27 protein-coding genes are annotated in these 23704 nt (G+C 32.4%); 2 read left to right on the plus strand and 25 right to left on the minus strand.

All coding sequences use genetic code 11. The features are described 5' to 3' along the window. Nucleotides 1-2: 2 nt before the first annotated feature. The 12 genes from OQH62_RS05615 to aspA form a co-directional block, all read right to left on the minus strand. Nucleotides 3-788, minus strand: a complete 786-nt coding sequence (locus tag OQH62_RS05615; protein ID WP_266015020.1) for a ParA family protein — start codon at nt 786-788, stop codon at nt 3-5. Beyond that, the gene (locus OQH62_RS05620; protein ID WP_266015023.1) at nt 785-1438 is read right to left on the minus strand and encodes a biotin--[acetyl-CoA-carboxylase] ligase; all 654 of its coding nucleotides are present in this window, start codon (nt 1436-1438) and stop codon (nt 785-787) included. Before OQH62_RS05620 ends, OQH62_RS05615 begins: the two co-directional genes overlap by 4 nt. Beyond that, entirely contained in the window at nt 1401-2318 is a 918-nt protein-coding gene (gene fmt, locus OQH62_RS05625) for a methionyl-tRNA formyltransferase (protein ID WP_266015025.1), read from the minus strand. Before fmt ends, OQH62_RS05620 begins: the two co-directional genes overlap by 38 nt. A gap of 183 nt (nt 2319-2501) precedes the next feature. Further along, nucleotides 2502-3260, minus strand: a complete 759-nt coding sequence (gene proB / locus OQH62_RS05630; protein WP_266015028.1) for a glutamate 5-kinase — start codon at nt 3258-3260, stop codon at nt 2502-2504. 77 nt (nt 3261-3337) lie between these two features. Continuing rightward, nucleotides 3338-3625: a hypothetical protein gene (locus OQH62_RS05635; RefSeq protein ID WP_266015031.1), complete on the minus strand. Its 288-nt coding sequence runs from the start codon at nt 3623-3625 to the stop codon at nt 3338-3340. 2 nt (nt 3626-3627) lie between these two features. Continuing rightward, nucleotides 3628-3993, minus strand: coding sequence for a hypothetical protein (locus OQH62_RS05640; RefSeq protein WP_266015034.1), 366 nt, complete (start codon nt 3991-3993; stop codon nt 3628-3630). Nucleotides 3994-4092: 99 nt separating this feature from the next. Beyond that, nucleotides 4093-5115, minus strand: coding sequence for a GTPase ObgE (obgE, locus tag OQH62_RS05645; protein ID WP_266015037.1), 1023 nt, complete (start codon nt 5113-5115; stop codon nt 4093-4095). A 260-nt stretch (nt 5116-5375) separates the two neighbouring features. After that, on the minus strand, nt 5376-5630 hold the full coding sequence (gene rpmA / locus OQH62_RS05650) for a 50S ribosomal protein L27 (protein ID WP_266015040.1): 255 nt from the start codon (nt 5628-5630) through the stop codon (nt 5376-5378). 9 nt (nt 5631-5639) lie between these two features. Then, nucleotides 5640-5948, minus strand: a complete 309-nt coding sequence (gene rplU / locus OQH62_RS05655; protein WP_266015096.1) for a 50S ribosomal protein L21 — start codon at nt 5946-5948, stop codon at nt 5640-5642. Between the two features lie 131 nt (nt 5949-6079). Beyond that, entirely contained in the window at nt 6080-6691 is a 612-nt protein-coding gene (gene lpoB, locus OQH62_RS05660; RefSeq protein ID WP_266015043.1) for a penicillin-binding protein activator LpoB, read from the minus strand. A 112-nt stretch (nt 6692-6803) separates the two neighbouring features. Beyond that, nucleotides 6804-8147, minus strand: a complete 1344-nt coding sequence (locus tag OQH62_RS05665) for a hypothetical protein (protein ID WP_323670646.1) — start codon at nt 8145-8147, stop codon at nt 6804-6806. 17 nt (nt 8148-8164) lie between these two features. Continuing rightward, complete coding sequence (gene aspA, locus OQH62_RS05670) at nt 8165-9601, minus strand: aspartate ammonia-lyase (protein ID WP_266015049.1); 1437 nt, start codon at nt 9599-9601, stop codon at nt 8165-8167. Between the two features lie 130 nt (nt 9602-9731). Between aspA and ung the strand changes: the two genes are divergently transcribed. Next, a complete protein-coding gene (gene ung, locus OQH62_RS05675) occupies nt 9732-10436 on the plus strand; it encodes a uracil-DNA glycosylase (protein ID WP_266015052.1) in 705 nt (234 codons plus the stop codon). Nucleotides 10437-10439: 3 nt separating this feature from the next. Here ung and OQH62_RS05680 read toward each other — a convergent pair whose 3' ends face one another. From OQH62_RS05680 to OQH62_RS05740, 13 genes are all read right to left on the minus strand, one after another. Next, nucleotides 10440-10946 carry a flagellar FLiS export co-chaperone gene (locus OQH62_RS05680; protein ID WP_266015056.1) on the minus strand — a complete coding sequence of 169 codons (507 nt, stop codon included), beginning with the start codon at nt 10944-10946 and terminating at the stop codon, nt 10440-10442. Between the two features lie 50 nt (nt 10947-10996). Continuing rightward, complete coding sequence (locus OQH62_RS05685) at nt 10997-11605, minus strand: ABC-type transport auxiliary lipoprotein family protein (RefSeq protein ID WP_266015059.1); 609 nt, start codon at nt 11603-11605, stop codon at nt 10997-10999. Nucleotide 11606: 1 nt separating this feature from the next. Continuing rightward, nucleotides 11607-12497 carry an MlaD family protein gene (locus tag OQH62_RS05690; RefSeq protein WP_266015062.1) on the minus strand — a complete coding sequence of 297 codons (891 nt, stop codon included), beginning with the start codon at nt 12495-12497 and terminating at the stop codon, nt 11607-11609. Nucleotides 12498-12500: 3 nt separating this feature from the next. Continuing rightward, nucleotides 12501-13223, minus strand: coding sequence for an ABC transporter ATP-binding protein (locus tag OQH62_RS05695; protein ID WP_266015065.1), 723 nt, complete (start codon nt 13221-13223; stop codon nt 12501-12503). A 1-nt stretch (nt 13224) separates the two neighbouring features. Then, nucleotides 13225-14340 (minus strand): ABC transporter permease, encoded by a 1116-nt coding sequence (locus tag OQH62_RS05700; RefSeq protein ID WP_266015068.1) that lies wholly within the window; start codon nt 14338-14340, stop codon nt 13225-13227. Between the two features lie 4 nt (nt 14341-14344). Then, a complete protein-coding gene (gene tkt / locus OQH62_RS05705; protein ID WP_266015071.1) occupies nt 14345-16237 on the minus strand; it encodes a transketolase in 1893 nt (630 codons plus the stop codon). A 9-nt stretch (nt 16238-16246) separates the two neighbouring features. After that, on the minus strand, nt 16247-17086 hold the full coding sequence (locus OQH62_RS05710) for a polyprenyl synthetase family protein (RefSeq protein ID WP_266015073.1): 840 nt from the start codon (nt 17084-17086) through the stop codon (nt 16247-16249). Next, complete coding sequence (locus OQH62_RS05715; protein WP_266015077.1) at nt 17083-18174, minus strand: PDZ domain-containing protein; 1092 nt, start codon at nt 18172-18174, stop codon at nt 17083-17085. The genes OQH62_RS05710 and OQH62_RS05715 overlap by 4 nt, the downstream gene beginning before the upstream one ends. Further along, the gene (locus OQH62_RS05720) at nt 18171-18473 is read right to left on the minus strand and encodes a YbaB/EbfC family nucleoid-associated protein (RefSeq protein ID WP_266015080.1); all 303 of its coding nucleotides are present in this window, start codon (nt 18471-18473) and stop codon (nt 18171-18173) included. Before OQH62_RS05720 ends, OQH62_RS05715 begins: the two co-directional genes overlap by 4 nt. 3 nt (nt 18474-18476) lie before the next feature. After that, the gene (locus OQH62_RS05725; RefSeq protein ID WP_266015083.1) at nt 18477-19760 is read right to left on the minus strand and encodes a UDP-N-acetylmuramoyl-L-alanyl-D-glutamate--2,6-diaminopimelate ligase; all 1284 of its coding nucleotides are present in this window, start codon (nt 19758-19760) and stop codon (nt 18477-18479) included. Beyond that, nucleotides 19744-20292 carry a histidine kinase gene (locus tag OQH62_RS05730; protein WP_266015085.1) on the minus strand — a complete coding sequence of 183 codons (549 nt, stop codon included), beginning with the start codon at nt 20290-20292 and terminating at the stop codon, nt 19744-19746. Before OQH62_RS05730 ends, OQH62_RS05725 begins: the two co-directional genes overlap by 17 nt. Continuing rightward, a complete protein-coding gene (locus OQH62_RS05735; RefSeq protein WP_266015099.1) occupies nt 20279-20551 on the minus strand; it encodes a NifU family protein in 273 nt (90 codons plus the stop codon). Before OQH62_RS05735 ends, OQH62_RS05730 begins: the two co-directional genes overlap by 14 nt. Nucleotides 20552-20613: 62 nt before the next feature. Beyond that, a complete protein-coding gene (locus OQH62_RS05740) occupies nt 20614-21966 on the minus strand; it encodes a DUF2130 domain-containing protein (protein ID WP_266015088.1) in 1353 nt (450 codons plus the stop codon). A gap of 85 nt (nt 21967-22051) precedes the next feature. On the opposite strand from OQH62_RS05740, the gene OQH62_RS05745 reads away from it, so the two are divergent. Continuing rightward, nucleotides 22052-23257, plus strand: a complete 1206-nt coding sequence (locus OQH62_RS05745; protein WP_266015093.1) for a multidrug effflux MFS transporter — start codon at nt 22052-22054, stop codon at nt 23255-23257. Nucleotides 23258-23704: the final 447 nt, after the last annotated feature.

The following is a 23704-nucleotide window of genomic DNA, read 5'->3' on the forward strand; positions in this document are numbered from 1 at the left end:
CATTACCCCAAAAGAGAATAGGCTAAATTTTGATAGGCTAAAGAACCCGGAGATTTAATATCATACAATATGATAGGCTTACCGAAACTTGGGCTTTCAGCAAGTTTAACATTGCGAGGAATAACAATAAAGTCATCTTCATTGCCATTGATAGTAAAAAGCTGTTTCTTAAAATTCTGTTTCAAATCTTCAACAACATCCTTAGAAAGATTGTTTTGCGAACTGTACATAGTCGGCAAGAAACCTCTTACCTTAAGTTTTGGATTAATGCTTTTTTTAATAATTTTGATCGTATTTAACACCATAGCAACACCTTCAAGCGCATAGAATTCACATTGAATAGGAATGATTACACTATCACTTGCTGCGAAAGCATTAATAGTAATACTTCCCAATGCTGGAGGAGAATCTATAATAATAAAATCATATTCAGCTACGACTTCTTTTAATTGATTTTTGAGTACTTTTTTTGTTTCATTATTTTCACCCTTAGCAAGCTCCTGTTCTATACCTACCAATCCTATATTAGAAGGGGCAAGATGAAGTTGGGCTAATTCTGTTTTTAAAATAATATCAGAAAGTTTTTTTCGTCCTATAAAAACATGGTAAATATTATATTCATAATTATTACGATTAAAACCAAGTCCGGTTGTGGCATTAGCTTGAGGATCAACATCAACCAACAGAACTTTCTTTTCAGCTACTGCTAAAGAAGCAGCTAAATTTACAGCGGTTGTTGTTTTACCGACGCCACCTTTTTGATTTGCTATTGTTATAATTTCACTCATCGTAAGCTATACACCCTTTTATTCTCTAATAAAATTGAACCATCTTCATACAAAAAGGCATCTTGAAGACTTAATTCTTTGCCTTCGTGATGGACGCTAAAATCCCTTGACTTTTCAAATTCTAACATATACTTGCTAAAAATATCCTTCCATGCTCTTTTTTCTTCTAAAAGTTCCAAAAAGCCTTTTACACACTTTTCGATACTGATGTCAATATCAAGCAAAGCAGTATTTTGAGGAGCATACTGCAAATTTAAACCAACACCTCCAACAATAAAATGAGCTATTTTAGCACTTATTACCCCACCAACTTTTAAACTGCCTAAATAAAGATCATTAGGCCATTTTAACCAAATTTTTGAACCCTTTTGTTCCAAAAACTCTTTCAACAAATACGCAAAATAAATACTCGCTGAAGCCAAAGGTAAGTCAGGACTCACATCCTTTTCTTTTATGCAAAAAGAAAGATGTACATTTCCGCTAGCACTTTGCCAAACATTATCTCTACTTCCAACTCCAGTTGTCTGCTTAAGAGCATAAAGTGCAAAATTATCCACAATTTTACGCTCTTTAATTTGTTTGCATAAAAAAAGATGAGTAGAATCTATAGTTTCAATACAAGAAATCTGCATTTTTAAGCCTTTTACCATTTAAAAAAGTTCGTGCATCTAAGATTTTCTTCCCACTTTCTTGCACCTTTTTTATCCTTAAAATTCCTTGTTTGCATCCGAGCAAAAAACTCTGTTTTTCTAAAGCTACAATTTTCTTAGCCTGTCTGTACTCAAGCACATCAACAATTTCTATATCAATCAATTTTAAACCGTTTGCTAAGAAGATTCCGGGCCAAGAACTAAAAGCTAGAAATTTTTGATAAATTTCTTTTGCTCCTTGTACCTCTAAATTTACCAAACCATCTTCTTTTTTTATTTTTTTGCAAAAAGTCGCTTGATTCTCATCTTGAACAACGGGATAAATCGAATCAAAATGTAAAAGTGTATCCACGCATAATTTTGCTGCCAAATCTCCAAAAAGCTCAAAAAGTTCTGTGGCATTTTTATTTTTAATAGGATACTCCACACTTTGCAAAATATCTCCTGTATCTAAGCCTTCATTCATAAGCATAGTACATACTCCACTCGTTTCATCACCGTTTAAAATGGCACTTTGAATCGGACTTGCACCGCGATATTTTGGTAAAAGCGAAGCGTGAAGATTGATACAAGGAGCGATATTTAAAATGCTTTTTGGTACAATTTTTCCATAAGCAGCTACGACAATAAAATCGGGTCTTAATCCGCAAAGCTGTTGTCTTAATTCCTCATCTTTAAGAGAAGTTGGTGTTATAATAGGAACATTTGGTAAATACTTTAAAGCAAAGCTTTTCACTGCACTTGGTGTAAGAATTTGTTTTCTTCCAACTTTTTTATCTTTTTGAGTAAGAAGGGCTTGAATAAGAAAATTTTTATCTACAAGCTCTTTTAAAATTCGTACAGCATAAGGTGGAGTTCCCATAAAAACGATACTTTTCATTGATTATCCCAATTATAAATCCAATCCATTGAAACAATCGCCTCTCTATCAAAGAAAGTATATTTCAAGTTTTTTAGAATCAAAATAGAATATACAGACAGCATCTTTAAACTCTTTTAATCTCAAAATTTGCCATTCTATAAAATCACAACATAGAAATTTCAAAAGCTATCTTAAAAAAAATCAAGCTTCAAATACAGTTCCCCCAAGCTGTTTGCCTTCAAGCAAAAAAGCCTTAGCAACGGCTAAATCAAAACCGCTTGTTAAAAACATTCTCTTTCCATTTTCAAGTAAAAATTGCGCTGCCTTAAGTTTGGTAATGATTCCTCCGGTACCGTGCTCACTGCCTGTTTTTAATTCAAATTTTAGCCATTCTTCTTTAATACAATGAACTTTTCGAATGAGCTTTGCATTTTTAAATTCACTAGGATTTTTATCATAAAAACCGTCAATATCGCTCAAAATCATAAGTAAATCTGCTTCAAAAAAATGAGTTGCATAAGCAGAAAGCGAATCATTGTCTCCAAAAATAATCTCTCCTGTATCAACAACATCATTTTCATTAATAATAGGCAAAATTCCTTGTTGAAGTATAGCTTCAATGGTATTTTTAGCAAGCTTTGTTGCTTTTCTAGAATCAAAATTTTTTGCTGTAAGTAAAATTTGCGCACCGAGCTTTCCTGCTTTAGCAAGAAAATGATTGTAAATTCCCATCAAAAAAGGCTGTCCAATAGCAGCTAAAACTTGTTTATTTACAAGAGTATCCCGATTTAAATTGATTTTTGTTTGCCCGGTAGAAATCGCAGCAGAAGAAACTAAAATGACCTTGTACTTTTGCATTAAAAGCACAAGAAAATCAACTAGATTCTTCACTCTTTGTTCGCTAATGGTATGATTTTCACTAATGATATGAGAACCGACTTTTACAACTATTTTTTGCATATCCTGTCCTTAATCTAAGACTTTGATTATAAGCAATTTTACTTAAAATAGAGATAAAAGCCTTAATAATAAAAGTTTTATTGAGGAGATTGAAAAATTCTTTTAGGACCCTTAAAAACTACAATTATAAAATAAATCAAAAGCCCACAAGTTATAATCACAAAACCAAGTAGAACATCATCAACAGTCAAATCTAAAAAAGCTTCGCCTTTGCTTAAAGCAAAGCAAGAATCGACAAACCACATTAACGATGCACCAAAATACATTAAAGCAAGTGTTCCTAGTCTGTAAATATTTTTTTCATCTTTAAAATACCACAATAAAGCTGAAATTACTCCAGCTAAGGTTGTAAGCATTAAACACATAATTATGCTCCGTATCTTGTTTGCTTATAATTAGCTTTTTCTATCAGAAAACAAGCTACAAACCAAACTAAAGGAATAAACAAATCTATACAAGTTCCTATAGTAAGAATCTCTACAAACATAGCCTGTGTGTCTTGGGGATTTTGCATCGCTGTTAAAAAAGGAAACCACGGGACAATTTCACCGTGCCAAAGATGTTCAATACAAAGAAGGAATACACCTCCCCAAAGCATAGTAATAAGCCAAGAAAGTTTTGTGCTTAAAGCAATAGTATGAGCTTTATTTTCTAAAGCCTCTTTTTTCTCTACTTTCTTTTTTATAACATACACTAAGGCAAGTTCTGGGATAACTGCTGTAAAACAAGCCATTTTTTCTCCTTTTTATCAATAATAAATAATAAGCTTAACACAATCACAAAATCAATACAAGCCCTATGCGGGGAAGGGGGATACTAAGAGATTTTAATTTTAGACTTTGATGTGTTGTAATTCATTAAAAAGATTGAATTGTAATTCATTCAGTCCTGTTTTTTCAAGACTTGAAACAGCTAAAACAAAACGTTGCTGATCCTGTAAAAACTCTTTTAATTCCAAACTCTCTTTCTGAATTTTATCTGCAAAATTCTCACCAAAATTTCGCACATCACTTTTTGAAATCATTACTCCAAAAGGTCTTTGTGCAAGATTGAGCGAAAATTTTTTTAATTCTAAGCAGAGGGTAAGAAACTGATGTTTTAAACTCTGCTCTCTTAAAGGATCAAGCAAAAAAAGCAAAAATCTTGTCCTTTCTATATGTTTTAAAAATTGCAAACCAAGACCCTTTCCTCCACTAGCTCCCTCAATAATACCCGGTATATCAGCCATCACAAAAGAATGATACTCATCAACATTAACTAACCCAAGTTTTGGTGTAAGTGTTGTAAATTCATAATCTGCAATTTCAGGTTTTGCATTAGAAAGCACAGAAATAAGTGTCGATTTTCCTGCGTTTGGAAAACCAACTAAACCTACATCAGCAATAAGTTTAAGCTCTAAACGTACCTCTTTATTTACACCTTTTAACCCTGTTTGAGCGTACTCAGGTCTTTGATTTATAGAATTTTTAAAATGCGTATTTCCAAGTCCTCCTTTGCCACCTTTTAAAAACAACTCCTTTTGTCCTTTTTTTGTCAGATCAAGCAGAAGTTCGCCACTTTGAGAATCGATGATTTGTGTACCCTGCGGAACAACAAGTTCTAAATTTATACCTCTTTTGCCTTTTTTATTGCGACCTGTCCCGTCACAACCATTCCCTGCGCAAAGTATTTTTTTACCTTTAAAATGAGCTAAAGTGTGTGTATTATTATCGCAAATAAAATATATATCTCCGCCATCTCCGCCATCTCCGCCATCAGGACCACCTAAGGGCACGTGTTTTTCACGACGAAAACTCACAGCACCTTTACCGCCATCTCCGGATTGTAATACAAGCTTTATACTGTCAATAAACATCTCTTACCTCAAACAGTTTCCAAAATTATAAACTACTGTACTAAAAAGAGTTACAATGATACTAATACCACAAAATTCTTTTTTCATAGCTGTTTTTAAAGAAATTCATAACACTCTGATTTGATATAGCATTAAACTCTCATTAAAGATAACTGTAATTTTTACATTCTCTTATTTTTGCAATAACTAAAACTATGAAATGGAATTAAAAAAAGTAAAAGCAGTTGTAAAATCATAAAAAGACTTAAGTCTTTTTATGATTAGGCAGGATAAACAGAAACTTTTTTTCTGTCTTTATCTTTCCTTTCAAATTTCACAAAACCGTCAATAAGAGCAAAAAGAGTGTGATCTTTTCCCATACCTACATTATTACCTGCGTGAGTGCTTGTACCTCTTTGACGAATAATGATATTTCCTGCTCGGACAAATTCACCGCCAAATTTTTTCACTCCTAAACGTCGACCTATAGAATCGCGATTATTCTGAGTTGAACCCTGACCTTTTTTGTGTGCCATTTGTACTCCTTAAGCTTTGATACTTGTAACTTTAACACGTGTAAATTGTCTTCTAAAACCACGTTTGAGTTTTGAATCTTTTCTACGTCTCTTTTTAAAAATAATAACCTTTTTGTCTTTTCCGTGAGCTATCACCTCTAAGACAACTTTTGCGCCTTCTATAAAAGGCGTACCTACCTTTAAGTCCTTATCATTGAGCACAAGCACTTGGCTTATTTCTATACTCGATTTATTTTCAGCTTCAAAACGATCAAGTTTAAGCTCATCGCCAACACTGACTCTATACTGCTTTCCGCTGTGTTTAAAAATAGCATACATTGCTTTTTCCTTGATTTGGTAAGTTACCATAAAGCACCTTGAAATGGATTTGAAAGCTTTAGTGGCTATAAAAAACTTTGATTGTACAGAAATTTTCTTTAATTTTTTGTTAAAGTTTTTCTAAAAACTTTTTACCAAGTAACTGATTTAGCAGAACCTGTTTTATCAATAGTTTGCTCTTCCTCCCACAATACAAGTCCGGTATTTAAGTCAGTAAGTCTTAATAAAAAAAAGTATTCTACTTGAATTGTCCCCTTGGAAAGTTTTGCCGTGTCCTGCCTAATCTTGCCTGCTAAAGAAAAATCGGGCAACACCAAACTCCCTTGTTTTGCATTTGTATTTTGATCAAATTCTTCATTCTCTCGCAACTGCCTTATTTGTTCGCTCATACTATCAAGAGCTCCACCTGCACTAACAGCTGAAGTAAGGATAAATTTACCGGATTTTCTTAGAGCTTGAGTAATTTTTGCTGTAAGCTTTTCTGTGTCAATTCTTTGTGGAGTATCATTGACCACTCTGCCTATGGCAACAACTTTTCTTTGAATAGTAGAAAAAGCAGGATCGCTTAACATACTTTGTATCATTATTTCGGCAGTCTTTTCAAAATCCTCTCTATCAAGCCCTAAAGTTAATGCTTTACCTTGTTTTGTTTGACTTGCTTTACCATCGGTATAAACATTTTGCATACAAGCATTCAAGAAAAAAACTGCGACGATAGATATGAGATAAATTGTGTACTTCATTTCTTCTCCTTTAAAAATTGAAATCGTTTTTGAAAATCTTTCATAGGTTTTATACACTATATTGAGATTTTATCTTATAAAAACACGTACAAATAAGATTTCATTATCATTCCTACTTTTGGATAATACTTACATTCAAAGGTGAAAAAGGCGAAAAAGAACGCACTATAATAAGAGCATTTTTCTTTTCATCAAGTTCTGTATTAAAAATTTCACGACCTTGTGGATTTTTAAGAACTATGGTTTTTGAATTCTTAAGCATTGCTACTGAAATGCTTTGAGGTAAAGCTCTCCAAGAACGTACATCACTTTTATTTGTCAGCACTGTTGCCAATACACCCATAAAGTTAAACAAAGCCCCATTCGAATCACTGTTAGCTACGAAAAAATTCAGCGAAGCCTTTGTTAAAGTCTGAATGAAAGCTTTTGTAATCATCGTCAAGAGAGTAAGTTGGAATTCCGTTGCAACCACATCATCTAAATTGACAATTTGCGTTGTAAGAATACCATTAATATCTAAAAATTCAAAAGACCCTTCTCGTTTTTTTAAAGTTTGTAAAGCTACACTCAAAGGAATAATTTTTCCATCAATCAAAAAAGGCAAAGTAAGCTCAAAAGAATCTTTTACAACACCCAAACCATTTTCATAGATTAAAAAAATATATTTTTCTTTATCGTCTCCATTTATAGCATTTGCTCTTTTTTCAAAAATTTGAAATTCTTTTTGTAATTCTACATTCTCAGGATGGGCAAAAACAAGCTCTTTGAGCAAATCAGCTGATCTTTTATATTCTCTTTCTAAAAAGAAAAACACAGAAGCAATATAACTTGCATAGCCATTTATAAAATTCTCGCTTGTATGAAATTCCCTAAATAAAGATGCATACTGTTGTGAAAGATTTTGAAAATTCTCATTGAGATAACCTGAATCTCTTTTAAGCTCATCAAATTTTTCACGACTTAAGGCTATTTCTTTTGCAAAATATTCTTTAGCCTTTTCTTGACGCATCAAAGCCCTATTGATTTCGACTCTCGCATTTGTAAAATCATTCAAATTCATAAAATTTAATGCCTTGTAAATATTTACCATAATCCTTTCATACAAAGAACCTTGATAAGCAAAAATATTTTCATTAATGAAAGTCTTCAGTATTAATTTTGCACTTTTCGTAGTCAAATTTTCTAAATCTACCTCATATTTGTATGATTCTTCAACTTTGTCTAACAAAGCATTGCTTCTAACAAAATCACCACAATTTCTTGCTATTAAAGCAACATTTAAACCTAAATAAATGCTATCATTCTCTGGTTTTTTTGATTTCTTTTGTTGTAAAAAATCCTCTTGACAAAGTTTATACAGCAAAGCTTTGTCAAAATTCTCATTTTGTAATTGATTATTAGTGCAGGCAAGAAACAAAAAAGGAAGATAAAGAAGCAATACAACTCTCATCTCTATTCTTTTATAAACTCTAACTATGTATTTTTTTTGGAAAGTTGATTTTTTATTGAAATCTTAGACATATGAGGATTGAGCATAGAAGTGGGACTTAAAAGCTCATCAATTTGCTCTTTACTCAACAGTCCTCTTTCAAGAACTATATCAGAAACTTTTTTGCCTGAAGCCATCGATTCTTTAGCAATAGAAGCTGAATTCTCATAACCTATATAAGGATTAAGTGCTGTAACTATACCTATTGAATTATAAACAAAATCAGAACACACTTTTTCATTTGCACTAATACCATCTATACACTTATCAGCTAATGTGTGCAGAGCTTTTTCAAGCATAACAATAGAATTAAAAAGATTATACGCTATAACAGGCTCAAAAACATTGAGCTGAAGCTGCCCACCTTCACTTGCAAAGGTTATAGTAACATCAGCACCAATAACACAGTAACACACCTGATTGACAACTTCTGGAATTACAGGATTTACTTTTCCGGGCATTATAGAACTTCCCGGCTGCATCTTAGGAAGGTTAATTTCATTAAAACCACATTTTGGACCAGAGCTTAAGAGTCGTAAATCATTACAAACTTTAGAGAGTTTTGTTGCTACCCTTTTGAGTACTCCGCTAATTTGCACATACGCTCCTGTATCTTGAGTAGCTTCTATTAAATCTTTAGCTACGCTAAAATTATGTCCAGTTACTTCTCGCAGTTTTCTCTCCACAGTTTTTGGATAATCAGGATGAGAATTTATCCCTGTTCCTATGGCTGTTCCACCTAGATTAATCTCAAGAACAAGTTTTCTTGCTCCCAAAACCCTTTGTATATCTTCAGCTATCATCACAGCAAAGGTTTGAAATTCGCGTCCTAAAGTCATAGGTACAGCATCTTGAAGTTGAGTTCTTCCCATTTTAATAATATCTTTAAATTCAAGCGCTTTTCTCTCATAAGCTTTTTGCAAATACTCCATAGCCTTTGCTAAATCGCTCAAATAATCATACAAAGCCATTCTCAGAGCTGTTGGGTAGGCATCATTTGTACTTTGAGAGAGATTAACATGATCATTTGGATGAAGGTATTGATACTCACCTTTCTTATATCCAAGAAGCTCTAATCCTATATTAGCAATAACTTCATTAGCATTCATATTTGTACTTGTTCCAGCCCCACCTTGTATCATATCAACCACAAAGTGTTCATAGTACCCGCCTTGCAAAATCATATCACAAGCTTTTATGATGACATCTTGCAAATTCTTATCAAGCAAACCAAGCTCATAATTTGCCATAGCTGCTGCTTTTTTTACTCTTGCAAAAGCACGAATAAAACGAGGAAAATCTTTCAATCTTACGTGAGAAATATCAAAATTTTCAACCGCTCTAAAGGTTTGTATTCCATAATACACTTCATCAGAAATTTCAAGCTCACCTATAAAATCGTGCTCTTTTCTTTTTCCCATTTAATACCCCTTTTTTAAACTTTGCAAAAAAATCAAAGATATTCTTTTACAATTAATAAGAAGTTAATCAAAACTTTTGCTTTCTTTTAAGAACCTTTAGAGTACAATACAAACGTACAAGGAAAACACTATGAAAGAAATCACAATCAAAAAAGAAGATGTCAAAATGAATGAAGATTGGAAAGAATTTTTAGAAGAAGAATTCAATAAAACTTATTTTCTAGATCTTAAAAAACACTATATAAAAGCCCGCGATCAAGGTGCTGTGATTTATCCACCTTCAAAACTTATTTTTAATGCCTTCAATCTTACTCCTTTAGATACTCTCAAAGTTGTGCTTTTAGGACAAGACCCTTACCATCAACCAAATCAAGCTATGGGATTAAGCTTTTCTGTTCCTAAAAATGTTACAATTCCACCAAGTCTTTTAAATATCTACAAAGAACTTCATAATGATTTAGGCATTACTCCTCATAAAAATGGAGATTTAACTCCCTGGGCAAAACAAGGAGTTTTACTTTTAAATGCTGTATTAAGTGTTGAAGCTAACAAAGCAGCAAGTCATAGTACTTGGGGTTGGCAAGAATTTACTAACTCCGTAATAGCAAAATTAAGCGCTGCCAAACAAGGTTTGATTTTTCTACTTTGGGGAAATTTCGCAAAAAGCAAAGCTGCTTTTATCGATACAAATAAACATTTTATCTTAGAAGCAGCCCATCCTAGCCCACTTGCCAAAACAGGTTTTTTAGGATGCTCTCACTTTTCAAAAACAAATGCCCTATTAAAAAAATTAGGCAAAGAACCTATAAATTGGGATCTTTCAAGTTTTGATTAAATTCTACAAACTAAAAAGTTTAGTATAATCTATTCCTTCGCTATACATATTCGCATTATTTGCACTTTCATTTTGAAGAAGTGCTTCTGCTATTTTAGATAAAATCGCAACTATCTCTTCTCTTTTATCTTCAATATAAGCTACGACACCTTCAAAACCATTTTTTTCAAGTATAAAGAGAGGGTTTGCGATCTCAAATTCAAAAAGCTCTTTTCCTGCATAAACATTAAAAATATTTCCAAACAAAGCAGTACCCATAAAAGAACAATTTTGTATAAGCTGTGAAACACTTGCATCGATACTTCTTTTTTGCATATCATCAAGCTTTGTGCCAAGAATCCGCTCACTAAGGCTCTGATGAATTTTTTTTAAAGTCAGTTCTAAAACTTGCAAAGCACCGACAAAATCATTAATATCATTAATCTGGGAGCACAGCTGAGTAGCTTTAAATTCACTCACACCTTGAATTTCTCCAAAATGTTTTTTCAATATGTCTAGTTCATTGTTCATTTTTTCACCTTTCTTAATGAAACTTTCAATTAAGAAAGCAAAAATCGTTCCTATTTTTCTTCCAACACACAAGCCACCCATAAAACTATTTCATCTGCCAATATATTTGAAGCTTTTTCAAAAGCTTCAAACACGCTTGTAGGATTTAAATGGGCAATATTTTCTTTCAAAAGAAAATTTTTATATGCCACAAAACCTTTCTTTTTGCCGTCAAGTAAATTAACACTCACAGAAATAAAAGCATAATTTTGTTTTCCGTTTATATACTGCTCAAAAGCATTTACCCTACTCTCTAAAAGAAAATCAGATTCAACCGAACTTTCTTGAGTTACAACAGCTTTAAAAATCTTGCTCTGATCAAATTTTTGCAGCAATAAAAAACGATACAGATTGCTTGGAGTATCAGCCCAAAAATGAGATGCATAAGCATTCATTCGCTGCTTCTCTGTATAAATAATATTTTTGGTATTCAAATACAAAGGCGGATTCAAAGTTGCAATCTTAAGAATTTTATGTGTAGGCTTAAAATCTCTCTGAAAGTTTTTATAATTACTTTGCAACAAAAAAAATTGTGTTGTATCAATAGCTTGATTTTGAAAAGAACACGCGCTGAAAAATAAAACCGCAACCGCGAAACTACTTTTTAAGACCACTTTCATATTATTCTCCAGGAGCATTTTTTGCTTTATTTGCTTTAAAAAAAATATCAGAAGGACTTCTTTGCAAACTCACAAGTACTCTATTGCCCTCTAAAAGCAAAATTTGTAAGAGTTGCAAATTTTGACTTAAAGAAGAACGAAGCTCATCATAAGCTTCAAATTTTGAGTTGGCTTTTTTAAAAAAAGAAGAAAAATTCGAGGTTGCTGTATCCAAATTTCTAAGCATAAAATTCACATTTTTTGTTGTATTTATAAATTCATCTGTTGCCATTGCAAGTTTTAGGGTTAAGGTATTTATATTTTCATTTAAAATTTTAGAATGGGCTTTAAAATCAGTGCTTATTTGAGCCAAATTATGCAAAAGCACTTCAAAATTTTTTAAATTTTTTTCACTTAAAAGCTCTTTTGTTTTATCATCGGCAGTTTTAACAAGAGAAAAAATATGCTCACTTTGTTTATTAATAGCCGTTAAAAAACTCTCTTTAAATTGTATAACAGGGATTGAATCCTTTGAAAGCTCACTAAGTTTTCTTGCTTCTTTAGATCCACCTTGAAGCTGGATAAATTTCAATCCTGTAATACCCTGAAGCTCCAAAGTTGCCACCGTGTCTTCTTTGATAGGCGTGTCTTTTTCTACTTTAATAAGTATATCAACTTCCAAATCATCACTTAAAGCTATATTTATCTTTTCAACACTTCCAACCTCAACCCCTAAAAGTCTCACTGGAGCTTTTAAACTTAATCCCGAAACAGAATCTTTTGTGCGAATTTTATAGTATTCAAAATCTGCTCTTTGCGAGTATCCACCAAACCAAAAAATAAAAACTACACTAGCAAAAAAGACTCCAAAAACAAATATTCCTACAAAAAAATAATTTGCCTTGTTTTCCATAAATCACTCCATAAACCTTTTAAAAAGTCTTTCATTTTGTATTTTTAATTCCTCATATGTACCGCAAAATGCCACTTTTTTATCATCTATAATTAAAAATCTCTCAAGTACAGTCTTCATACTTTCTTTGTCGTGTGTAACTAAAACAACATTCAAATTGAAACTATGTTTTAAAGAAAGTATCAACTCATCAAATTCTCGAGAACTGTAAGGATCAAGCCCCGAACTTGGTTCATCTAAAAACAGCAATCTACTATCAAGAGCTAAAGCACGTGCCATAGCTACCCTTTTTTGCATACCTCCGCTTAATTGACTTGGACTGTACTCTAAAACTTTTTCATCAAGTCCTACCATTCTAAGCTTTATTCTCACTATTTCAGCAATAGCTTCATCGCTAAGTTTTGTATACTCTTTTAAAGGAAAGGCTATGTTTTCATAAACAGAAAGAAAGCTAAATAAAGCGGCAAATTGAAAAACAACACCCCATTGCCTACATAAAATCATAGCATCCTTTTGATTGATATTTCTTAATTTAAAACCTAAAATTTCATATTCTCCTTTATCAAAATGTTCTAAAAGCAACATTTGTTTTAAAAGTACAGACTTCCCACTTCCACTTGCTCCTAAAATTCCAAAGATTTCATTCTCTTTTACAATAAAACTTATATTATCGTGAATGACTTTATCGCCAAAACGAGTTGTAATATTTTCTGCTTTGATAACCATCTTACAAACCTGCTTGAGTAAGCATTACAGAAAAAAGTGCATCAAAAGCTATAACCCAAAATATAGCATTCACAACGCTTTTTGTTGTAAATGTACCTACACTTTGAGTTGTATTTTTCACTTCAAAACCTCTAAAACACGCTATCAAACCTATCAATAAACCAAAAATTGGAGCCTTTGCTAATCCTATAAAAATATGTGTTATATCTACAGCTTCTTTAAATCGTCGTAAAAATTCCTCAAAACTAATATCAAGACTTATCTTTGCAACAATCATTCCTCCTACGATACTAAGAGCATCACTTACAACAACAATCAAAGGCATAGATACAACTAAAGCCATTACACGTGGGAGAATAATAAAATCAAAAGAAGAAAAACCCATAGTATTCATAGCAGCTATTTCATCAGTAATTTTCATTACACCAATTTGTGCGGTATAAGCACTTGCACTTCTTCCAGCTATTATAATAGCACTTATCAAAGGTGCTAACTCTCTCGTGGCAGAAATTCCCATCAAATCAACAATAAAAATATTTGCTCCAAATTGTGAAAGCTGATACGCTGCCTGATAAGCCAAAACAATCCCTACTAAAAGCGCTGTCAAACCCACAATAAGAAGAGCTTTAAAAGCAGAATTTTCGATATGATATACAAAAGAAATAAAACGAAAACGACGAGGATTTTTTATACAAGCTAAAAAAGTCAAAAAAAAGGCACCAACAAAAGAAATAAATTGTTTTAAAATATCAATATAAGTTCTAAAGGTCAATTCATTTATCGATTCCTTGAAATTCTTTTTTTGCTTAAAAGCTGTGTCAATTCTTTTATAATTTTTTTCACAGAGCTCAAAAAGCGCTTGGAAACGAGAATGCAAAAACAATCTTTGAATAGAAATATTACGGAGTTTTAAATCATACTCCAAAGCAAGGAAAAATCTTACTCCGGCTGTGTCAATATCCTGTAAGTGTCTAAAATCTAAAAAAAGCTTTTTACTTGAAAGTTGAGAAATGATTTCTTTTGCACTTTTTTGTCCTACACTAGTTTTATCCCAAACTCCAAAAATTTCAAGTCTGTCTTCATCAACTTGAGTATGCAATTTGAATTGAGCATTCATACTTCTAGCTTTTTAATACAAAATCAAGTAATTTGACTACACTAAAACCAAAGTATTCAAATACATCCTTATCTTTTCCACTCTCTCCAAAATTTTCTATCCCGTACAGTTCATCACAAAATTTATAAAGTTCATTTGAACGTGCAGCTTCTACGCCTATAACCTTACCTTGAAGTATTCTGTTTTTATATTCCTTACTTTGTTGTTCAAAAAGCTCAAAACAAGGCATAGAAATAACATTACAAGCTATATCTTGTTTTTCAAGTTCTTGTGCTACTTGCAAACAAAGACTTACCTCACTTCCACTTGCAAGCAAACTGTATTTTGGATTTTCACTTTCTTTCAGCAAATAGGCTCCGTTACAAACATCGCCAAAAATACTTGAATTTAAAGCCCGGAGTTTTTGACGTGATAACACAAAAGCACTTGGCCCTTGATTCTGTAAAGCGATTTGCCACGCTTTAACATTTTCTACCCCATCAGCAGGTCTAAAAGTTAAGAAATTTGGCATAGCTCTAAAAGTGCTTAATTGTTCTATGGGCTGGTGTGTTGGACCATCTTCACCAACACCTATACTGTCGTGAGTAAAAATAAAAAAATGTTTCAATTTCATCAAAGCAGCCATTCTCGCTGCTGGTTTTAAGTATTCACTAAAAACAAAAAAAGTGGCTGAAAAAGGAAGGAATAAGCCGTATCTCGCAAAAGCATTATTTATCGCTGCCATAGCGTGTTCTCTTACACCAAAATGGATATTTTTTCCTTTACTAAAATCCCCGAAACTATTCAGTTCTGTTTTATTTGAAGGGGCTAAATCTGCACTCCCTCCTAAAAAACCTTCTAATTTATCGGCTAAAACATTGATGATTTCTCCATTGCTTTCTCTTGTAGCCAAATCTTTACCTGTAAAATCAGGAAAAGAAAGCTGTGTAAAATCAGGTTCTATAAGTCTTTTTAAAAGCTCTTTTTTACCTGATTTTTCAAGCAAATCTTTCCATTTCGCTTCTTCCAAATCCCCAAGTTCAACTGCACTTTCAAAACGAATTTTTACTTCATTTGGAACAATAAAATTCTCATTAGCATTAAAACCTGCTTTTTCTTTCGCCCTTTTGATTAAATCCTCGCCTAAAGGTGCTCCGTGGCTCTTATGACTTCCCTCAAGCTCTAAAGCTCCTTTTGCAATTAATGTTTTTGCGATAATAAGACTTGGTTTTGTCGTTTCTTTTGTTTGCGAAAAAGCCTTGTCAATAGCCTTATAATTATGTCCATCTATCTCTTGTACTTCAAAACCTTGCGCTTGGAAACGAGCCTTTACATTTTCATTAAAAGCGAGACTGATATCGCCTTCTATTGAAATATCATTACTATCATAAATAAGAACAAGCGAATCGAGTTTATGGAGTCCAGCTAAAGAACACGCCTCATAAGAAATGCCCTCTTGCAAATCTCCATCTCCACAAAAACAATAAACTTTATGATTAATAAGTTCATCTCCTAAGAAAGCTTGAGCTTTTTTTGCTGCCATTGCAAAACCTACAGCATTTGCAACTCCTTGCCCTAAAGGTCCTGTTGCAATCTCTACACCACAGGTAGTAATTTCAGGATGTCCGGGCGTTTTAGAATGAAGCTGTCTAAATTTCTTCAAATCCTCTAAACTTATATCATAAGCACTCAGATATAAAAAACTATACAACAAAGCACTTGCGTGTCCTCCTGAAAAAATAAGCCTGTCGCGATTAAGCCAAGTAGGATTTTTAGGATTATGTCTTAGATGGAGGCTTAAAATTGTTAGAATATCAGCTAAACCTAAAGAAGCACCGGGATGTCCTGATTTTGCTTTTTCTATCATATCAGCACTTAAAAATCGTAAAGTATTTGCCTGTTGTTCTAATATCTCCATTATATTCCTTTATAGATACTGTTGCAATAAATCCCCGATCATCTTTGCAAGTTTTTCATCAAATTGATATAAATTTTCTTTACATTCATTAAATAAATTGTATTTATATTCGTATGCTTGCTCTAATCCTAATAAATTCACAAAAGAATTCTTATCAACATCGTGTTGTGTCGGTTTGCCACTTTGGGCTTGGATATTGGTAGCATCATTTATATCATCATTAATTTGAAATAAAAGCCCAATTTTTAAACCAAAATTATACAAAGCCTGACTTTGCTTTTCTTCAACCTCACAAAGCTCACATCCCATTTTTAAACTTGCAGCGATAAGTTTTGCTGTTTTATGAGTATGCAAAAATTGAATCTGGTCTATGTCAAGTTTCTTTTTTTCAAAATGACAATCAAGAGCTTGTCCTATGACCATACCATTAAGTCCTGCATTATAAGCTAAAGTTCGCACTAAATTTACAATAATTTGCGGTTTTAAATTTAAATTCGAAAGCAAAAAAAATGCTTGTGTATTAAGAGCATCTCCAACCAAAATAGCAGTAGCTTCATCATAATTTTTATGTAAAGTTGGAATACCTCGTCTTAAATCAGCATTGTCCATAGCTGGTAAATCATCGTGAATAAGTGAATACGTATGAATAAATTCTACAGCCAAAGCAACGTCTAAAGCTTGGTCTAAAAGTTCAGAGGCTTTACACTCAACCACACAAAGTAAAAGTTGTGCTCTAAAATGCTTTCCTCCTGCTAAAAACATTGCAGCAAGGGCTTGATTGAAGAAAGGATGAAAACTTTTCACTTTTGGTAAGTTTTGCTCTAAATGCTTAGCAAAACGTTCTTTCACTTTGTAAGCCTTATGAAAAATTGAAATTTCCCGTCGCTAGTATTATTCGTACTGCCTAAATCATTGTTAAAATTAAAGAGAGGTAGCTTATCGCTTTTCCTCTCGATTAAAACATTAAAATCATTGCCTTTAGCAAAAATATCCTGTAAAATTTTAAAATCTGCAGGTATTTGTTCATTGACTCGCAAAATTTTATCACCGACCATAAAACCTGCTGCACTGGCTTTAGAATTAGGATTTATTTTTGTTATAAATAAGGCAGAATTAATTGTAAAGCCTAAAGAATTACTAAAACTCGTCGGAGGTGGTTTTGGCTTGTTATCGGGAAGTTTAAAATGTGTTAAATCTTTCTCAAAAACTTGGGCAGAAATGTTTAAATCATTATTATCTCTTAACACATTAAAATACAAAGTACTGCCACGGTCTGCAAAAAGGATCTTTTCATTCAGTTTTCTAAGGTCTTTCACAGCTTGCCCATCAAGTCCGGTTATTTCATCATTAATTAAAAATTGACCATTTTTTCGCACTTTACTTACATAAATTTTATTTTCACGCACAGCAAAATCAACACCAACATCACCCCAATAAACATCATTATATTTCATAAAATGTTTTAAATAACGATTCCCTATAAAAGCTCCATTTTCAAGACTAATACCAAGCATATTGCAACAAGGTTCTCCCAACAGTCCGATCTTTGTCACAAAATCAAGCCGGTCCTTCTCATCAATATTTTGCGCTAAATATTTAATATGCCCTATATATGGCTTTACAGGATCCCAAATTCCTACCCAATCATTTCGGGTAAGTTTTTCTTCATCAGCCATAGGAGTAGGAATAAGTGAAAAATCTGTTCTTACAAGATAGAGATTCAAATAAGGATCATATTTAACATATTTGTTCAACTTTGCATTATTTGACTTAATCACAGCAAGCAAATTTTCACTCAAAGCAAAACCTTGCATACCCTCATAAGTTAAAATACTTGCCTTATTTCTTTCATACCCTGCCGCAAAATCTTCAAACTGCGGTCTTTCAATACTCCAAACTACAACACAAAAAGCACACAAAAGAAAAACTTTTTTCATAGTTTTATCCCTCCTAAAACATCGCTTGCTATACTGTTGCGATTCTGCAAAACCAAAGTCAAGACATCATTAAGAGCGGAAATAAGCAGAATCTGTAAAGTTTGTTTGTCATCAAGTAAAGAATCATCGATGTGTATATCGATGATTTCACCTTTGCCATTAGCACTTACTTTGATAAGCCCTCCGCCACTCTTAGCATTAAATTCACATTTTGCTAACTCAGAATCTAGATTCTTAGCTTTTTCTTGAACCTGATTTAAAAGTTCTCCCATTTTAGAAAAATCTATATTTTCAAACATTCACTATCCTTGATTGTAAAATTCTTGTACAGCTAACTTATCGCTAAAAGGGTACTTAACACCCAAAATTTCTTGATATTGCTCATCACCTTTACCTAAAATAAGAACCAAATCATCTTCATTTTTAAGTTCTAAAGCTTTCCATATAGCCTCTTTTCTATCCTCTATACATAAAGGCTTCGTTTTATCTTTAAAACCTTCTAAAATTTGGCTTATAATATCACTTGGCTTTTCATTTCGCGGATTATCACTTGTGATAATAGCTCTTGTTGTATAATGTTCGACAATAGAACCCATCAAAGCCCTTTTCGTTTTATCTCTGTCGCCTCCAGCTCCAAAAACAACGATAAGTTTTTTATTTTTTAAAGCCTCAAGTACTTTTTCTATACCATCAGGCGTATGCGCAAAATCAACAATCACCCCATTGGCTACTTTTTCAACCCTTCCGCAAACACCACCAAAACTACTTATAGCTTTTTCCAAAGCTTTGCGTTCAGGTTTAACAAGCTCATTAACACAAGCTGCGGCAGCTAAAAGATTGTAAAGATTGAAAAGTCCTACAAGTTGAGAATCAATATGAAAACTCTGTTGTTTTGCCATTACGACAGCACAGATACCATCTTCAAGAGAATAGGCTTTGATATGATACAAAGCTGTTTGCTCAATCCCATAAGTAAAAGCATTTTTGACATTAAATGCAAAAGCTGCACCGTCTTTATTAATAAATTTCATACTCTCATCAGTAAAAAAGCTTTGTTTAACTGCCTTATACTCTTCAAAACTACCGTGAAAATCTAAATGATCTTGGCTAAGATTTGTAAAAATTTTTGCTGCAAATTCTAAACTTTCTATACGGTTTTGAGCCAAACCGTGCGAACTCACTTCCATTACAAAAAATTCACAATTCTTTCTGCTTGCTTCTTGCAAATATGTTAAAGTCTGTAAAAGCGGAGCAGTAGTAAGGCTTTTTTGAGCAATTTGTTTTTCATTAACAAAGGCTCCCCTCGTACCACACAAACCACAACTATAACCCAAATCAAGTAAAAAAGAATATACTGCTGCAGCAGTTGTTGTTTTACCATTTGTACCTGTAATGCCTATAATTTTTATTTTCTCATTAATTCCCAAAAGCTTTTTACATTGTTTTGAATCGATAGCTTTTGCCCCGTTGCAAAGTGCTTGTTCATAAAAAGGCATATTCTGTGTTGTACATAAGAAAAAACAATCTTTTTCACACTCTAAAGAATTGTCAGTAATAAAAGTATCATTATTAAGATTTACTTTCATTTTTATGCCCCATTAAACGCTCTTGAAGTCTTATAAAACGCTCATTTGCCCAAAAATGTACAGCAACACTTTCCATATAACTCAAAGCCATTTCTTCATAACCATTTTCAAAGAGCTTCTCTAAAAATTCTAAGCAATCCTCTCTTTTATCAATCACTAATTTACCACCGAAAATCACATTTTCAAAGCTTTTTTCAAAGCCAATTAATTCTTCACTTTTCAAAAAATCTTTATAGTTTAGGGCATAACCATCCTCAAACTCGCTCTGTTGTTTTGCTCCTTCTTTCAGTTCAATCGAATGTAAAATTTGCTCAAAATCTTTATCAATATCACGCGTAGAGTAATGAGCCAAATAAAATTCAAAAAGTAAGAAAGCTTCTTTAGGATTTTTTTGTGCTAAATCACACAAGCTTATAAAATGGAGTAAGCGTTTATTTTTTCGTCTTTCATAAGCTAAAGAAAAATACATTTTTGCTAATGAAAAATTCCCTTTATAAAAATACTCTATGCCTAATTTTTTATAATTTTGCAAATTCGTCTGCCCCGCCATCTAAATTAATAAGAGTAATTTCAGGATGAATATCTATTTTTAATTGTCTTTCAAGTCCATATTTAAGAGTTGTTCCACTTGAAGAACACCCTTTACACGCACCTATTAAATGTACATAAACTACCCCATTTTTAATTCCCAAAAATTCAAGTCCGCCTCCATCTCTTTCTAAAAACGGAATACTTTTCTCCAAACTCGCTTTCACAGGATTAATAAGTTCTTCGTCACTAAAAGGCATTATCATAGCAGTCCTTCATCTTGCTTGCGTTTCGCTGAATATGATTGTATTGAAAAAAAAGTAAATTACAGCTTATTTTCTTCATCTTTACTTAAATTTTCAAGCTGCTTCATAGCATCTTCGCCGATAAGCGTTTTGCCATTTAAATCATTAAAAATAAGATTTAACGAAGTTACAATAGAATTTGAACTAGAACTCAAACTTTCAAGTTGTTTTTGTCTTTTTTTCCAAATATTTTGCACGGCTCTCATCTCAGCCTCTAACTCCTCTCTCATCGTTTTATATGTATTTAACAAAAGAGACATTTGTATGCTAAATTCTTGGGAATTGAGATACTCGTATAGAATATGATTTTTTTGTTCTTTATTGTATGAAGCACTTTGTACTTTGTAAATGGCAAACATCATCTCCCTCAAAACATAAACTACATTTTTAAAATCCTTAAAATTACAGACAAGTATTCCATCTTTAAAATGAGTTTTTTCATTGTCCCTAGGCATTGTTTTTGTAACAAGTACAGCCATATCACATCTTGAGTGAAGAAGATCAAGTTTTAATTTCTCAATCCATTCTTTTTTAAATTCCTTTGTACGTTTACTCTCATATAAAATATTTCCGCACAGAACACCAAAAGAATTATAAACACTGTGTAAGCAATCAGCCCCTTTTGTCCCTTTTGGAACTTCTTGTACCAAATCACTCACAAATTCTTTTTTTAAATATTCTTCAATAATAAGTTCTCCAATTTCACCTTGAAGCTGCTGGGAGACTTGATCTGCCTTTTCTTTTGCTTTCTCAAGTTCTTTGCAAACATTATGGAATTGAAGTTGTAATTGTTTAAATTTTAATTCATCCTCATTCTTTTTACTTTCAAATTCAAATTCTATCTGTTGTTTTTGAAGTTCAAATTTTTGAAGTTGGGTTTGTTCAAATTCTTTCAAGGCTTGTTGTTTGGCTTCAAATTTTATTCTCTCTTCATTTTCTTTTTGCTCTCTCTTCAACCTCTCATTTTCGGCTTTCAAACCCAAAAGTTGTCCTAGCTCTTCACTTTTCTTTATTAATTCTTCTTGCATTACTTTTTTCTCATTTTCGTGCTCATTTAAAAATTTCCTTTCAAATTCCTTTTGAAAGTTTTGTTTTTCCAAAAAAAGCTCTTTTTCTAAATTTTGCCTTTCCATAGAAAGCTTTTCATTCACCTGATATGCTATAATTTTTTCTTGTTCCTGTTTTTGTTTTTGAAGTTCAATCTCAAATTGTTCCTGTTTTTGTTTTTTTATTTGCATTTCTTTTTCAAACTCTTGTTTTTGTTTTAAAAATTCTGCATTTGTTTTTATAAAGATTTGATTGTATAAAACTTTACTTATATCGATAGAAATTTGGCAATTTGGACAAAAAATTTGTTCGCTTGAATTTGACATAATTTTCCTTGTGTTGTTTTGTAAACTTTACCATAATTTAAATAAAAACTCTGGTATAATTTGAATGAAATAATTAGGATTATAAATGCAAACACAAAAAAGCATTCAAGGTTTTCACAAACTTAAACTCGTTTTTATTTTAGCTTTAATGTCAAGCATAGCTCCTCTTTCAACTGATATGTACTTACCGGCGCTCTCTAGCGTGGAACAAAGTTTTAAAACAAATTCTTTTTTAACACAACTTTCTTTAGCAAGCTTTTTTGCAGCATTTGCGTTAGGACAACTTATTTATGGACCTTTGAGCGACATATTTGGACGAAAAAAACCTGTTTTAATAGGAGTTTTTCTCTTCATACTCTCAAGTTTTCTATGTATTATTATTGACAATATTTACTTTTTTATTCTTTTGAGATTCTTTGAAGCACTAGGTGGCTGTGCCGGCATAGTTATCGCACGAGCGATAGTTAATGATATGTTTGAAGTAAAAGAATCAGTTAAAATCTTTGCCTTAATGATGATTTTTAGTTCTCTTGCTCCTATGCTTTCACCAACTTTTGGTGGTTTTTTGCTAAAATATTTTTCTTGGCATAGCATCTTTACAACACTTTTTATCTTGGGCTTACTACTTTTCTTAATGATACTTTTTGGACTCAAAGAAACGGCAACTAAAATTGAAAAATGCCAATTTTCCTATCAAGAAACAATACGAATTTATAAACTCGTTCTCAAGGACAAAGACTTTATTCTTTATATCTTTTCAGCGGGTTTTGCGCTAGCTGGTATGTTTGCTTACATTACAGGTTCAAGCTTTGTTTTCACGCAATTTTTCTCTCTGAGCGAACAACACTTTGGTTTGCTTTTTGGATTAAATGCTTTAGGTTTTGTTTTGTGTGCAAACATTAATTCTAAATTGGTACAAATAATTGAAAGTGAAAAAGTCCTTGCGTGTTCTTTAATAATAATGCTTTGTTCTGTACTTATACTCTTGATAAATGCTTTCTTTTACCCGAATTTTTGGCTTTTTGAAAGCTCACTTTTTCTTAGCATTGCTATGCTTGGTTTCATTGCACCAAATACAACAAGTTTAGCAATGGCAAGGTTTAAACAACATTCAGGTACAGCTTCTGCTGTACTCGGTACAACTCAATTTGCTTTAGCTGGCATTGTTTCCTTTACAGTTGGATTTATAAATGCTAACACTCCTGTTCCGCTTGCATTAGTAATGAGTTTTTGTATTTTGCTTGCAAATTTGGTCTATTTTTCTAAAAGATTTTCAGTTAAAACCATGTAGAATTTACACACAATTAAAAACAATATTAATAGTACAACATTCTTCTTTAGAAGAATTTATACGTGAAGGTTTTGCAGTCATTCATTTAACAAATGGAAAAAATTTCTCTTGGCTTTAAAGAAGTAGCTCTCTAAAGACAAACAAAAGATATGTATCTTGGAGAAGTTATACAAGATGCTTCAACTTTAGGCATCTCATTGCAGGAGTTCTTACAACTGTGAAAGGTATGAGTGCTATGCTTAATCGTTATCGAACTATGCAGCCTAAAAACTCTTAGATTTAACTATTAAACTTGCTAAGGTTTTATTATCAATGGCAGACAAAAAAACTATATTTGAAGCTAAAAATACATTGAAACTTTTTAAGAGATCAAGAAAATATTTTCTTAAACAAGATAGTAGTGCTTATAGAGATTTATTTATACAAAAGGATTTAGCAAAAAGATTA

Origin of the sequence: Campylobacter sp. MIT 21-1684, assembly GCF_026241315.1 — a bacterium.
Taxonomy (GTDB): domain Bacteria; phylum Campylobacterota; class Campylobacteria; order Campylobacterales; family Campylobacteraceae; genus Campylobacter_D.